Origin of the sequence: Providencia sp. PROV141, from assembly GCF_028481645.1 — a bacterium.
Taxonomy (GTDB): Bacteria; Pseudomonadota; Gammaproteobacteria; order Enterobacterales; family Enterobacteriaceae; genus Providencia; species Providencia rettgeri.
Window position 1 is genome coordinate 1 of record NZ_JAMPPR010000035.1, and the last position, 13,162, is coordinate 13,162.

The 13,162-nt window shown below is 35.7% G+C and carries 15 protein-coding genes; 1 reads left to right on the forward strand and 14 read right to left on the reverse strand.

What is annotated here, in order from left to right; genetic code table 11:
• Positions 1-244: 244 nt before the first annotated feature.
• The 5 genes from PSF09_RS19400 to PSF09_RS19420 all read right to left on the reverse strand — a co-directional run bounded on the left by PSF09_RS19400 (position 245) and on the right by PSF09_RS19420 (position 4,035).
• Positions 245-790 carry a fimbrial protein gene (locus PSF09_RS19400; RefSeq protein WP_272684366.1) on the reverse strand — a complete coding sequence of 182 codons (546 nt, stop codon included), beginning with the start codon at positions 788-790 and terminating at the stop codon, positions 245-247.
• 5 nt (positions 791-795) lie between these two features.
• Positions 796-1,359, reverse strand: coding sequence for a fimbrial protein (locus PSF09_RS19405; RefSeq protein ID WP_272666530.1), 564 nt, complete (start codon positions 1,357-1,359; stop codon positions 796-798).
• The gene (locus PSF09_RS19410; RefSeq protein WP_272684367.1) at positions 1,334-2,008 is read right to left on the reverse strand and encodes a fimbrial biogenesis chaperone; all 675 of its coding nucleotides are present in this window, start codon (positions 2,006-2,008) and stop codon (positions 1,334-1,336) included. The genes PSF09_RS19405 and PSF09_RS19410 overlap by 26 nt, the downstream gene beginning before the upstream one ends.
• Before the next feature lie 74 nt (positions 2,009-2,082).
• Positions 2,083-2,637 (reverse strand): fimbrial protein, encoded by a 555-nt coding sequence (locus PSF09_RS19415; RefSeq protein ID WP_272666528.1) that lies wholly within the window; start codon positions 2,635-2,637, stop codon positions 2,083-2,085.
• 921 nt (positions 2,638-3,558) lie between these two features.
• Entirely contained in the window at positions 3,559-4,035 is a 477-nt protein-coding gene (locus tag PSF09_RS19420; RefSeq protein WP_210840400.1) for a cold-shock protein, read from the reverse strand.
• Between the two features lie 189 nt (positions 4,036-4,224).
• Here PSF09_RS19420 and PSF09_RS19425 point away from each other — a divergent pair, with 189 nt between their 5' ends.
• The gene (locus PSF09_RS19425; protein WP_272666527.1) at positions 4,225-4,914 is read left to right on the forward strand and encodes an RluA family pseudouridine synthase; all 690 of its coding nucleotides are present in this window, start codon (positions 4,225-4,227) and stop codon (positions 4,912-4,914) included.
• Positions 4,915-5,016: 102 nt separating this feature from the next.
• On the opposite strand, the gene PSF09_RS19430 is transcribed toward PSF09_RS19425, so the two are convergent.
• From PSF09_RS19430 to PSF09_RS19470, 9 genes are all read right to left on the reverse strand, one after another.
• The gene (locus PSF09_RS19430; RefSeq protein ID WP_210840402.1) at positions 5,017-5,556 is read right to left on the reverse strand and encodes a DUF2058 domain-containing protein; all 540 of its coding nucleotides are present in this window, start codon (positions 5,554-5,556) and stop codon (positions 5,017-5,019) included.
• A 289-nt stretch (positions 5,557-5,845) separates the two neighbouring features.
• On the reverse strand, positions 5,846-6,847 hold the full coding sequence (locus PSF09_RS19435; protein WP_229597502.1) for a fimbrial protein: 1,002 nt from the start codon (positions 6,845-6,847) through the stop codon (positions 5,846-5,848).
• Between the two features lie 13 nt (positions 6,848-6,860).
• Entirely contained in the window at positions 6,861-7,427 is a 567-nt protein-coding gene (locus PSF09_RS19440; RefSeq protein ID WP_272666526.1) for a fimbrial protein, read from the reverse strand.
• Positions 7,428-7,466: 39 nt separating this feature from the next.
• Positions 7,467-8,084: a fimbrial protein gene (locus PSF09_RS19445; protein ID WP_210840315.1), complete on the reverse strand. Its 618-nt coding sequence runs from the start codon at positions 8,082-8,084 to the stop codon at positions 7,467-7,469.
• An 8-nt stretch (positions 8,085-8,092) separates the two neighbouring features.
• A complete protein-coding gene (locus tag PSF09_RS19450; protein WP_210840316.1) occupies positions 8,093-8,842 on the reverse strand; it encodes a fimbria/pilus periplasmic chaperone in 750 nt (249 codons plus the stop codon).
• A 13-nt stretch (positions 8,843-8,855) separates the two neighbouring features.
• Entirely contained in the window at positions 8,856-11,387 is a 2,532-nt protein-coding gene (locus tag PSF09_RS19455) for an outer membrane usher protein (protein ID WP_272684368.1), read from the reverse strand.
• A gap of 29 nt (positions 11,388-11,416) precedes the next feature.
• A complete protein-coding gene (locus tag PSF09_RS19460) occupies positions 11,417-11,962 on the reverse strand; it encodes a fimbrial protein (RefSeq protein WP_232062925.1) in 546 nt (181 codons plus the stop codon).
• Positions 11,963-12,028: 66 nt separating this feature from the next.
• Positions 12,029-12,592 carry a fimbrial protein gene (locus tag PSF09_RS19465; protein WP_094960889.1) on the reverse strand — a complete coding sequence of 188 codons (564 nt, stop codon included), beginning with the start codon at positions 12,590-12,592 and terminating at the stop codon, positions 12,029-12,031.
• An 82-nt stretch (positions 12,593-12,674) separates the two neighbouring features.
• Entirely contained in the window at positions 12,675-13,064 is a 390-nt protein-coding gene (locus PSF09_RS19470; protein WP_004263121.1) for a helix-turn-helix domain-containing protein, read from the reverse strand.
• Between the last annotated feature and the right edge of the window lie 98 nt (positions 13,065-13,162).

Below are 13,162 nucleotides of genomic sequence, written 5' to 3' on the forward strand. Positions count from 1 at the left end.
TGGATTATTTTTCAACCGAAATACATTTAGTTAATTTAGTAGCACAATATTATTGGTTGAAAAGAAATTAATATTATTTCTCTGTTTCCATCTTTGTTAAAATTATTTGGTATCTTTAAATAATCAAATATCAAAAAACGACATAACTGTTTAATTATGAATAGGCTATTCAACTCATTTATGAGCAAATTTAATTATTTTTTTTGTTATTCTATTTATTATTTTTTAATTAGCGCAATAGTGATTAATCGGCGTAATAACCAATCGTTAAGGTTGCTGAAAAATCACCGTCATCTGGGTCACAATCTGTTTTAGCACAACGTAATTTAGCATTGATCATTTTTGTTTCACTCGTGCTTTTCATGTTATCCCATATGATTGAAGCTACATCAGGTTTGGCTAGTGCGGTTTGGTTGGCACTAATAACACGTGTTCCATCTAATAATTGAACACCTATCACCCCATTAGGGTCATCATTAAAGAAATTATTGCTGCCCGCTAACGTATTTCCAGATGCTAGATAAACAATCGCTGTTGTTTGATCCGTGCTGGTGCAATTTTTTAAACCAATCGAAAAATTTTTTGACACTGTATCATTCTTAATTTCACTGATTGTCGTCACACCGGATGAATTGCCTAATATAATTTCATTAGGAACATCAATTTCACAGGTTTTCGCTAAAAATAAAACAGAAAACTCGTATTGAATCTGATAGTTATCTGCGGCCATTGCTGGGTAATACATGAACACCATTAGAAGAGTCAGTAATCGCTGTTTTATTTTTTTCATGACCATCAATCCTGATAATATTCAAAAGTAACAGCGGCATTCGCATTGCCCGGTTTAACATTATTTTCGCGCTTCACTAAGCTGACTCGGTAATTAACGACAACGGAATCACTCGTTGTAGAAGGAAACGTTGAAACTCCGCCATCGCTGACGGCTTGGCAGTTCTGATTATTGTTATCACAAGACTCAAGTAAAAAACCCGTTTTAGTTGTGTCTGCTAAACCAAAGAAAACACCGTTATTAAACTGAGTAGATGCTGCTGATTTTGATTTTACTTTAATTTTTTTATCGCTATTAGCAGGGAAATTTTTGCATACAATGGTGTAAGAAAAATTTTCACTTTGTATAGGTTTATTAATTGGGTTGCTATCGACCTCAGAGGCAATTAATGTACCATTTTGGCTAAAATCGATGTATTTATCTAATTCACTATTATCATCAAATTCACAAGTTCCTTTAATGATCTTGGTTTTGAACTGGATTTGTCCATTTTGCGCAACCAATTGACTGGAGAAAAAAACCATTCCCAGTACCAATAAGGTTTTACTCAATAGTCCCATGATATTCATTATATCCTCCAAGATCGTTGATAACGGCCCATTTCACTGCTCCCGTTTTCAATTGGGCTGTATAATTCATGTCAGTGAATGGTGCAATTACATTATTTTGTTTATTTAACTTAATTGCTTTGTTATTAACGAATAAACCAGCTAAATTAATATAATAAGGTGAATTATTGATTAGCTTAATGCCATTAGCATTTTGAGTTATTTTAATACTCTTAAATGCATCCTCTTGAATCATTGTCAAATTAGCAGGGCGATAAAAAATCTTAATTACACTTTCTAGTCCAACTTTAACGCCATCCGCTTTATTTGATTCAGGAACATTTCTGGAATGAAAGTAATACATACTTTCGCGATCTTTCGGAAACTTATGTGAGATTGCTTTAATTTTAATAATATTGCGTTGTTTCGGTGCTAATTTAAAAATAGAAGGTGTAATGACAAATAATCCTTCAGAAGGTATTTTGCTATCTAATTGTTGTGTAATAAAACTTGCCACTAAATACGATTTATTGTCTTCATTACGAGCTGTAATAGCAGCAGAATTAGTTGCTTCTTCAATAATAATACGGGTTTGACTTAAACCGACACCCGCTTGAGCAACAAATGAAAATGTTAATAAGATAAAAAATAGAGATTTTAATTTTAGCATTTTATTTTCTCTTATATAGCAGGCAGTAATTAATTACTGCCTGCCTTACTAGCTAAACTAACGGACGACTTTTATTAGTCGTAAGCAACACTGAAGGTTACTGGTACGTTTAAGTTTTGAGCGACAGCATCAGTCGTTGTTGCATAAAGACCTGCAACCATTGGAATGATGTAGTCATTTTGACCAGTAACTTTCAGGTCTGCAATTTCAGTTGCAGTGTTAGGGTTGATAGCCGTTTTTGCTTTACCAGCCGCTAACTTAACACCGATTTGTGATGCTTGAGCATCAGCAAACATATCTGAGTGACCAGTTAATGCTTCACCCGTAGCTAAGATAGAAACAGAAGTTGCATTTGCAGCTTCGTTATTGCCACCTGCGTCACCGTTATAAACTTTAGTACAGTTATTTAAAACTAAGTTAAAGTTTGCTTCTGATAATGCTTTAGCAGTATCAATTTTTTCGTTTGAGTGAGTTCCTAAGCTGATTAAATCTTTAGAAGCGCTAATATCACAAGTTGCAGCAACTAAACGAGCATTAAAGTTAACTGTTGCATCTTGAGCGGCAAAAGCTTGAGAAGAAAGAGTTGCAACAGTGAATGCGCCAATCAGAGCAAGTTTATTGAATTTCATAATCATCATTCCTAAGTATGTGAGAAAATATTAATTTAATTTTTTAAATTAATAGATATTTAAAGTTTTATATTTCAGATTAAGTTTTTATTCTATTAATACAGATTAAAAAAATCCAAACATCATTATTTAAATACCCATTAATAAACAATTTATTCATATTGGCTATTTAATAAATAATTGACTTTTTCGTAAAAACTTAATTTTAAAATGTCTTAGTATTTATTTGGTAAACACTCGTTCACCGGAGTGCGTGGATAATATTAATTATACTCCAATAAGTTGTCAAACAAGCGAAAAATGCATCATTATGTTTTTTGAATAGGTTTCAAATTATTATTTCCAATTGATTTCATGCGGTTACACAAACAATGGTCAAACCAACTAATACCCTACGCATTTTTTTAGATTAAAAAACCAGAAATCATGCAAAAATAGAGTTAATACAGTTGAAAACACTTAAATTAATATCTATACATAATTTGTCGCTAAATTTAACACGCTAGATGAGTAGAAAGGGAAAGTGTTACTAACAACTACGAGGTGTAATAAAAACACCAATTAGTTAGATATTATTAACACTTAAATTAATATTTATTATTTTTTACTCCATAGCTATAGTTGCTCTAAATAATACCTTACTCAATTCATAAGAATATTCTGATGCATTCTATTTGTAATATTAAATTTATGCGTTCTATATAATTGCTGCGTACTCATTTCCTATCCGATTCTAAAAGATAATAGCGCTCAACAAAGAAACACTTTCTCAATCAGAACATCACGATAATAAAGAGGAGAGGTAAGAAAGCCTCATCCTCGTTGGTATCGTGAAATTCTAAAAGAAAGGAGTAGAAGAAAGAATAACATGATAAACAAGCAAATTGCGCTTCCCTTGAGCGCTATTTGCCTTACAAAAAATCACTTAAATTTGAGTTGCTTCACAGCCTCATCAATATCAATTTCATCTTCTGAAAATGTTAAAGCGGTTCCATGTAATGTGCTAATTTCTAACTTTTTCAAGGAGCGCATTTGGTCCGGTTTATCTGATTTAGGTTTAATACTATTCATCAAGGCACCAATTGATAACACTGTATTTTCTTTATCAATACGTGTATCAGCAGGCACTTCCACCGAATAAACTCGATAAGATTTTATGGATGTAATCTTAATGCGCTCACCTGCAATATAAATATATTTGCTTTCAGGTATGACTTTGACCGCAAATGCAGACAACCCTTTATTATTTGTCGTCGGTTCGAAAGTAACTACGGCATTTTTTTTAATCAACTCAGGGTTGGCAACTTTAACCACATGAAAATAACGGTTATCGCCATTCTCATCTTTGATAAATCCAAAACCTTTATCTTCGAACCATGTTGTGATCGTTCCATTCATCGCCATTACCGCCTAATTAATCTTTTATTGACTCAGTTTTTACAACGCGCAGTATAGAGCACAATGCGTGTGCAGACTACGGCTTTACTTTTAGTCTGAGTGATAAATTTACGCGATGCAAGCGGCAAGTATTCGCCTGCATACTAAAAATTAGTTATTATCAACAGCTATTTTTTGTTGGAAAGGCTAATGACTGAAATCATCGACACCTTTATTGCGCCGCCCTGCCACGGTAAGATAGAAATTATCTATCAGGATGAGCATCTTGCCCTTATTAATAAGCCAAGTGGCTTACTCAGCCTTTCAGGAAAAAACCCACAAAATTTAGATTCAGTCCATCACCGATTAGTACAAATCTTCCCTGAATGTACTCTTGTTCACCGTCTCGATTTTGGTACATCAGGATTGATGGTGATTGCGCGTAATAAAGCAGTGAATGCCGCTCTGAGCCAGCAATTTAGCCAACGAACGGTAATTAAAATATATCAAGCTCTACTTTGTGGTCACTTAACTGATGATGAGGGTATCATTGATGCTGCAATAGCAAGAGACCCAGCACTGTTTCCTCGCATGTCTCTTTGCGAAATTAATGGCAAACCTGCCCGCTCCCACTATCACGTGATTGAACGCCTGTATCACCCTTTAGATAGTGGCACATTACTTCCAGTAACTCGAGTCCAATTAGTTCCAGAAACGGGTCGAACGCATCAGCTTCGTATTCATTGCCAACAATTAGGCCACCCTATATTAGGCTGTGACTTATATGGGGGCCAAATACCAGAGCATGCATCTCGGCTCATGTTGCACGCCAGCGAACTACATTTTGTTCATCCCATTAGCCAAGAAAGAGTGAATACTCGCTGTGCTAGCCCGTTTTAACGCCCAAGCAACCACTGTCTCATTTTATGGCTGGCAAAATAAATTGCCCAGCCCTGTAAATGCACATCACTAGCAGTACTTCAATTCAAGTTATAACGAGTATTACCACATTAAGTCATCAGGAATTTTAAAATCTGCGTATGGGTCGTCTTCATCCAGCTCTTCTTGGCTCAATGCATTATTTAATACAATGCTATCCGCATCCCTTTGCATAATTTTATCCGCTACACTTGCAGGGATAATCACATACTCATTGTTATCGCTATTCTCAATCGCTAAACGAGCAATCGCCAGACGGCCGCTGATCAACTGTGTTTGTGTTATTTTATCTACAACAACTTGCTTGATCACATTGTTATCTGTGAAATTGAAGCTAATATCTCCCTTTGAAATATCAACTTTATTCATTTCAATAAGTTGTTTAACTTGTGCTTTAAACTCTTTGGATTGCACCATTTGTTTATGCTGTTCGCTCAGTTGTTTATCACGCTCAAGCTGCGCTTTTTTATTCTCTTCTACGGCTTCCCTTGCTTCACGCGCTTGAACGCGTGATTTTTTAGCTGTTCTTTGCACTTTTGCCATTTTCTTGCTGGTGACTAATCCTGCTTTTAACATTTGCTCTTGTAAGGTGAGTTTTGCCATCTTCGCCTCTAAATCTATCAGATAATTATGTGATTATACCTGTAGCCGCTGAGACCTGATAGGCTTTGAGCTTCATTGATAGAGAAATTATGTGATGTTATTTAAGAAAATATGCTAACGAGGATAATTCAAAATTCGGCGTGTTTAACTTATTTTATCTAAAATGTCTTTATAAAAAACCATCAATATATTGTGCTTTTTTATAAACACGATTTACTCAGTAACCATAGAGAGTTGATGAGAAAAAATAGAGGTTTTTATCCACATAAAAACCTCTCTACTTCAATAACTACGGAGTGGACATAATAATGGTAGCTGCTGAACTAAACTGGCCTTCTATCAATTCATTTGGAGATAAATTAGGTTTTTTAACTAGCGTGAACATCAGTGTGTCTCTACCATGCCCATTTTCTATTTTTGAATCGAAATGTCCATTCATAGGGGAAACTCTTTGCCCTTGATGATAAATCTCAACACCTAATCCCGGCATAATAGGACCTTGACTACCAATATCTCCAGTTCTAACAAGTAAAGCGTCAGATGAAAAAGTCGAAGTTTCTCCACTTATAATCATCTTTATTGGCGCTGTCAGATTATTATCTTCACAACTATAAGTGATTTCTGCGTTACGTTGAAAACGGCTTGCACTTCCCACCGTTGAAATGCCCGATGCATTTACTGTTTCAAAATCAACGATGATGATTTGGTTATCATTGATATCACACGTACCCGTTCCAACAACCACATCATTACCCGCATAGAAATTCCATTTAAAATAAGCATGGTCAATATGCTGATTACTATTTACAAATGTCGCATATTTATGGAGATCTAACGTCATCAGCAAATCGCCTTTTCTTACCAAAACAGATGGCGTTGGTTTAACATTTACCTGTAAATATAATTTAATTTGTAAAGGTTCACTTGCTGTGGTTAAACGAAATACTTGAATTTCTTTACCGCTAAATGGTGCTAAATAGTAAGCACCACGCACGACCACTCCTGCTTTTAATTCTGGGTTATTCTTAAATGTGGGGCCAAGGTCAGCACCAGTCACATTTAAATAATCAACATAAGCACTAGGGGCTTCATTACGGCAGGTCATAAAATCACTCACATCCGCGAATTCATTTATACGATTAGGTACAGCAAAAATATCATTATCTAGAGGAACATCATAAATACTTTGTGTTCCCCCACCAACTTCTTGTCCTCCATTAGTTTTACACTGGAAAGCAAAAATAGTCGGGGAAAATAATAAGGTTGCGAGAAGTAATATTAATATCTTCATTGTTACTGATACCTTAATCATAAATTAAACTAAAAATAGCGGTTGCAGTAAAATGGCCAAACGCAATACTTTTATTTTTTATTGCATCAGGTTCCCCTTGCACATTCGCATTAAAACTTAAAATATTCGTACCATTCTCTAAATTGTATGCAGGCGTCGTACTATTAATAGGAATTTTTTTACCACTATATTCTAAGATTTCAATTCCGATGCCAGAAGCCATGCTGCCAGAATCTAATGCAAGAAGGCCAGGTAAACGAGTATTTTCGCTTCCTGTAAACTTAACGGTCACCGTTCTAAAGATACTATTATCACAGTCATCTAAATGAATATTAAAATTTTCAAGTGGCGTTTTTTGGTTAATATAGAGGTATTTATTAACAATAGTACCAAAGTCCACAATGATATTTTCATCACCAGGTCTTACTGTACAAGCTTCAGCGACAAGTTGTCCTCGTATCTTAATTTCACCGATTTGACCATTTTTTGCCTGACTCAGTAACGGAAAAAATAACAAACTTAATAGCATCGAGAGTATTATTTTTTTAAATTTATAAAAATTGAAATTTAAGTTATTCATATAAATACCTTCAATGCTATATCAGAAAACCTATTAAGATTATTCATAAGTTATTTGAAAAGAAATAACACTTCGATAAGCTCCAGCCTGTAAATTCTCTGCAATTCTTACGGGAGTTACATAATAAGTTAAAATATTTTGTCCCGTAGAAATAAGCTCAGGTTCACTGTACTCACCAAAAGCAATTTCTTTTCCTTTAGGATTAGTTATCTGTAATCCAAGCCCATTAACACCTTCAACTCTCGCTATGTTCGGCCTAAAAGGAACAACTGGCGTGATAAACCTAATTTTCATACCTGGCTGGGAAATACTCCATGTAACATTACCGGATTTATTGTTTCTCAAAACCGTTGGGGTTTCGATACAATCCAATAACTCGATGTTTATCGGCGTCTTGTGGCCTTGGGCGCCAATTGTTTTTAATGATGCAGTTTCAATATTTCCTAAATCAACGGATTGAAATGCAGAATCCATCGATAAATGGCATGCACTCTCCGTTAATGATCCATAAACGAAAATTTTGCCATTTGCACCTTCAACATTCCAATTGCCTGTTGTGTTATAGATGGCATTATTTGATGCCGCATATATCACAGCTGAATGAAATATGAGAGATAATCCAAAGAGTAAGGAAAAGCTTTTTTGATTAATCATCATTTTCCTCTCTATTTATTTTCAGGAACAACCTGACATGTATTTGCTTGACATTTAAATTGAAGTTTTGGCCGGCCACCATAGTCATTTATATAGGTCAATACCGGATTCGCCCCCACAGTAGAACTTGGAACTCCTAATTTTTCTTCACTAAATGGTGCAACCATAACTGCCTTAAAATTCTGATTTACTGGTGAATCTTTTCGCTCAGCCGCACCAATAATCGTGATATAAAAGGGAGTTGGGTTTTTAATGATATATTGGTCGCCTTGCTTAATAAGCTGTGTTTTTTCTTGCCAAGGGTTATTCAGCATTTCTGTTTCGCTTAGCATGATACTTTTAGGACGATAAAATAATTTAATTTTGCTCTGTAATGCTAATTGCAAAACATTCGGTTTATCACTTTTTGGCGGGATCTCCCTTAAATTAAAGTAATAAACACTTTCTCTATCCTGAGGTAACTGACTAATTTCAGGAAGCGCCTCGATACGGACTTGGCTTGATTTTTCGGGTTCAACTCGCTGCACCGGCGGTAATACAGCAAACGGTGAAGTGATTTTTATCCCTTGAATATTTTCAATCCACCCTTGAGCCAAATAAGGTAGCTGGTTATTTTTATTAGTAATAGTAATTGAAACGCTTTTTTGATCGCCATTAAAAATAACTCGGGTTCTATCTAAAGCAATTGCCGAGAATGCGCTTACGCTAACTAAACTGCTTAATAAAATAGTACTGATATATAAATTAGTTAATTTTTTCATAGCAATCACTCATTTACAGATTATTATCTGCTTCATTACGTTTATTTGATAATGGTTTACAAGGAATAAATAATCCTTGGTTAATTGTTTCTAAATTTTCAGGAAAATTAATTTCACATTGTGCTTCACCACCCCAATGAATAATCATGACTTCATTTGGGTTGATACCACTAACATAGGCATATCCATTATCAGTGACTATTCCCGTTTCTTTTCCTTTCAAATTCGTGATCTGAGCGCCAAATGGCGGTGCAGAACCGTCAGACATACGCATTGAAAGCATCATCTTTTCACCAGACAACACATTAAATTTGCGATAGCCAATCGCACCTTCTGTTAGTGTCGCTTGAACAATAGAATCCGTTACCTCGGCATTATTCGGTAATGCATTTAAATCGACTTTAACTTTACTGCGGTAGTAGCTATTTAAATCAGGGACAACCACTTTACCAAATGCATTTGATGCAATAGGGATCCCTCGGTCTGATACGGGAATTTTAGCCACACCATCGGTGTCAATCAGCAAACGAGTTCCGCCAATATTTGAGACTCGATGAGCATCCGCACCATTTAAAGTCATGGTAAATCCGCCTTGTGCCCCTACCCCAAATGATGTGTAATTATTATGAATATAGCTGGCATTCGCAGTTAACTTAGTATTATCACCATAATGGGTAATATAGGTGCTTGCGGTTCCACCTTTGTTGGTCGAACCTGCACTAACTTGATAATTGGTTCTATCTGACAATTTGTCATAATAGGTTGCTCGATTAACAGTATCATCCCGTGTTGCTTGTAATGAATAACCAATATTTGCACCATTTCCCCAAGGCATTGAAGCTGAGATATACAGGCCATCATCATTTGTTTCGTTATATTTATTGCGATAGGCCGATAACGAAATATTAATATTCTTCAGGCTTCCCCAATCTAAGGTTTTTGTCACCATTAAATTGTAGCGATTACTTTCTGGCTTATCCCAATAGGTTTGGTGCGAGTAGTTTAAATAAGCTGTAATTCTCGATTCTCTAAAGTTTTTATTTAAAGAAATCACATACATTTCTTTATTACTACCTTGACGCTCACCTGAATCTTTAGCCGTTAAAAAATCGGTTACAGTCATAAAACTGCGTTCTGAGAATCGGTAACCTGCGAACTGAACTTGGCTATCATAGTCATCAAAACGTTTTGAATAGTTTATTCGATAAGAATTACCTGTAAGTTTTTTATCATTAGGAATATTTGCAATAGAATGCGTAATATCGAAAGATAAGGCACCAAATGCCAATAAGTCACGACCGACACCCACGTTGAATGCATTATAGTCTTGGCTATTTAATGAACCAGCAAGCAATGACCAACCATTAGTGACACCCCACGACATTTCACCACTCGCAAATGTATCTCCATTGACATGATGATCCATATCTGTTGGGCGACCCATCGCTAGTTTATATCGAATACTACCTGGTCGAGTTAAATAAGGGATATTGGCTGTTTCAACCTGATATTCTTGAACCGAACCATCCTGCTCTTCGATTCGAACATCTAGTTTTCCCGTCGTCGCATCACTTAAATTTTGAATACGGAAAGGACCCGCGGCGACTTGTTCTTGATAAATAATTCGCCCTTGCTGGCTAACAATCACCGTCGCATTTGTCGTCGCAACACCTGTTATTTCAGGTGCATACCCACGTAAATTAGGTGGTAACATTAAGATATCAGAGCGTAAGCCAACACCTGTAAATCGAAAACTATCGAATAAATCAGTGTTAAAATAGTCCTCACCCAAGGTCAATTTCGCTTTAATACTGGTTAACGCTTTATAGGCGTATAGTCGGCTCCATTGAAAGTCATGCTCATTTTTACTATTCGAGCCAGTTTCTCGTTGAGTACGCCCCTGCCAATCTCCCCTAAAGCGCCATGCACCAAGGTTCACACCTGCGACACCATTTGCTGTCACATTATAGTTGCTATTATTATCATGAGGCTTATTCACTCTTGCGTTTATATTGTAGTCTAAAATAGCCCCTGAAATTCCTTCATCCCACAGAGAAGGCGGATCCCAGTTAGCTGTTCTATATTCAAGGTAGGCTTGAGGTATACTCAGATACAACGTAGAGTCAGATAAATCCCCTCGAGCTTGAAAACCAGGCAAACTGCGTAAATCAAGACACTCATTATTATGCCACCACGTAATTTGCTTCAACGAACTGGCTGTTAATCCTAGCTGCTGGACTTGTTCTGGTGTGATACAAACGAGACTATCTTCAGGGTCGTTTTCTGGCGCATAGAATGAAAACCGTTGCTCAGGTAAAGTTTCTTTATTTACTTGTACTTTGAGGGGATAAATACCAGGCATAATATAGCCTGCACGTGAGAATTGCTTAATATCAATGTTTTTTTTGTCTTCTAAATCAAATAATGCCGTATTAAATTGTATGGTATCGGCAGCATATAACTGAGCGGATAATGATCCAAATGTAATCATTATCGTTGTCGTTATTATATTTATTTTGTGTTGTTTAAAAAACATAAAAAACATCCCTAAAACACCAATATAATTTCTTAGAATTAATAATAATCGACCTTGAACCTTAATAAGGTTTGGTAATTACCCGCTTTAACAGGATGATAATTGGTGACTAATTGCATTTGATATTTCAGGATCATTGTCCCTGGCGTAATTCCTAATGCAGGTAATGGCTTTCCTGGTGTAATGGAATATCCCGATATATCATGCAATGCCAATTGCACTCCTTTTGCTTCACCCGAGAGTGTGAAAAAATCTCCTTCTGATGGACCATCAAAAGTGACTTCGAGTGAATTCCATTCGTTATTATCTTTCGAATATTTTTCCCAACGACAATCAATGAGCTTAATATTGAATTCTTTTATGGGGCCTTTCCCAACTTCACGGATATAGCTTGTTGGAAGTACCCCCATATTAATGGTCTGATCCCTAGACCCAATATCTATTGCGCAGGCAGTATCGACTATTTCGCCATTCATCGTGACTTTACCCCATCCATGAGATGATGCAGCCATTTGTGGCGAAAGAAATAATGTTAGAAGAAATAGGGAAGATACTTTGCTTCGCAAATAGATAAATCCTTTCACTTTAACCTCTGACTTAATTTGGTGATTAATAGAGGAACACAAAGGTATTCCTCTTAAATTAATCAATTAGTTATAAGTTAAGGTAAAGTTAGTTACGCCTTCGAATTTACCTAATGGAATTTTATCAACCGCAACGTTTGCACCTTGTACATAAGCGCTATAACGTAATGTATTATCACCCGCTTGTAATTGATGTTCTTGAGCTGTTGCAACTCCCATATCTAACGCTGCGCCATTAGTATCCGTTAATTGAATACCCACGTTGCCAGCAATAGTTGGGTCTGTTGCATCTAAGCCTGTTACACCGAGTAATTTAGAATTAAAAGCAGCGCTAGAACCAGAGAATGTGATACTCACTTTATCGTTGTACACTTTATCATCTGCATCTTTCGGGAATACACAATCTTCCAATTCAATATTGAATTGCTTCGCGCTAGAAGTACCGCCATTCGCTAAAACAGAGTTAGCGATTTGGCCTAACCATACTGTTTGGTCAATAGAATCTGAACTAATTGAGCAAGGTGCATCGATGATTTCACCTTTAAATGTGACTTTACCATGCCCTTGATCAGCGAGTGCTGGAGATGCAATAGCGGCAGAAACTAGTGCGGCTAAAAATACTTTTTTCATTTGAACCTCATTTATATATAACAACGTGATGATTACCCAACATGATGTAGGGTATAGTTAGAATTTATTATTTTTAAAATAACTATTTGCTGTATAAAGAATTTAAAATAATTTCTGTTTGTCGATTAAAAATATAATGATAGTTATCCTTTTCATCGGATAAACATTCACTATTGTGAATAAATGAATTAGCACTAGGATTTTTTTCATTTATTTTCAATGATACACTTTCAAAAAATGCACTCGGGCTAATTTCTAGATAAAATAAAATTGAAAATAGCATTCCACAGTTAATGCTACATATTCCTCTTTCATAACGAGATATTTGTTGTTGTGATATCTTTAATTTTTTAGCTAGATCACTACCACTAAGCCCTTTCTCTTTTCTAAGATGCGATAATTCCATGCCAATTTGTTCAGTTAGTATTTTCTGAAAGCTATCTATACTGGTCTTTAATTTATTACTTTTCATATCTCACCAATTAAAGCCTTGTGTAATGTGGCAAAACAATCAGAACCGCTCATAAAGTGAACAATTTTATTTTTTGAAATACAAAAAACGCAACAAAA

Excerpts from the sequence above, each read along its gene's own strand:
- PSF09_RS19400 (WP_272684366.1), bottom strand. The coding sequence starts at position 790 with ATGAAAAAAATAAAACAGCGATTACTGACTCTTCTAATGGTGTTCATG.
- PSF09_RS19405 (WP_272666530.1), bottom strand. The coding sequence starts at position 1,359 with ATGAATATCATGGGACTATTGAGTAAAACCTTATTGGTACTGGGAATG.
- PSF09_RS19410 (WP_272684367.1), bottom strand. The coding sequence starts at position 2,008 with ATGCTAAAATTAAAATCTCTATTTTTTATCTTATTAACATTTTCATTT.
- PSF09_RS19415 (WP_272666528.1), bottom strand. The coding sequence starts at position 2,637 with ATGAAATTCAATAAACTTGCTCTGATTGGCGCATTCACTGTTGCAACT.
- PSF09_RS19420 (WP_210840400.1), bottom strand. The coding sequence starts at position 4,035 with ATGAATGGAACGATCACAACATGGTTCGAAGATAAAGGTTTTGGATTT.
- PSF09_RS19425 (WP_272666527.1), top strand. The coding sequence starts at position 4,225 with ATGACTGAAATCATCGACACCTTTATTGCGCCGCCCTGCCACGGTAAG.
- PSF09_RS19430 (WP_210840402.1), bottom strand. The coding sequence starts at position 5,556 with ATGGCAAAACTCACCTTACAAGAGCAAATGTTAAAAGCAGGATTAGTC.
- PSF09_RS19435 (WP_229597502.1), bottom strand. The coding sequence starts at position 6,847 with ATGAAGATATTAATATTACTTCTCGCAACCTTATTATTTTCCCCGACT.
- PSF09_RS19440 (WP_272666526.1), bottom strand. The coding sequence starts at position 7,427 with ATGAATAACTTAAATTTCAATTTTTATAAATTTAAAAAAATAATACTC.
- PSF09_RS19445 (WP_210840315.1), bottom strand. The coding sequence starts at position 8,084 with ATGATGATTAATCAAAAAAGCTTTTCCTTACTCTTTGGATTATCTCTC.
- PSF09_RS19450 (WP_210840316.1), bottom strand. The coding sequence starts at position 8,842 with ATGAAAAAATTAACTAATTTATATATCAGTACTATTTTATTAAGCAGT.
- PSF09_RS19455 (WP_272684368.1), bottom strand. The coding sequence starts at position 11,387 with ATGTTTTTTATGTTTTTTAAACAACACAAAATAAATATAATAACGACA.
- PSF09_RS19465 (WP_094960889.1), bottom strand. The coding sequence starts at position 12,592 with ATGAAAAAAGTATTTTTAGCCGCACTAGTTTCTGCCGCTATTGCATCT.
- PSF09_RS19470 (WP_004263121.1), bottom strand. The coding sequence starts at position 13,064 with ATGAAAAGTAATAAATTAAAGACCAGTATAGATAGCTTTCAGAAAATA.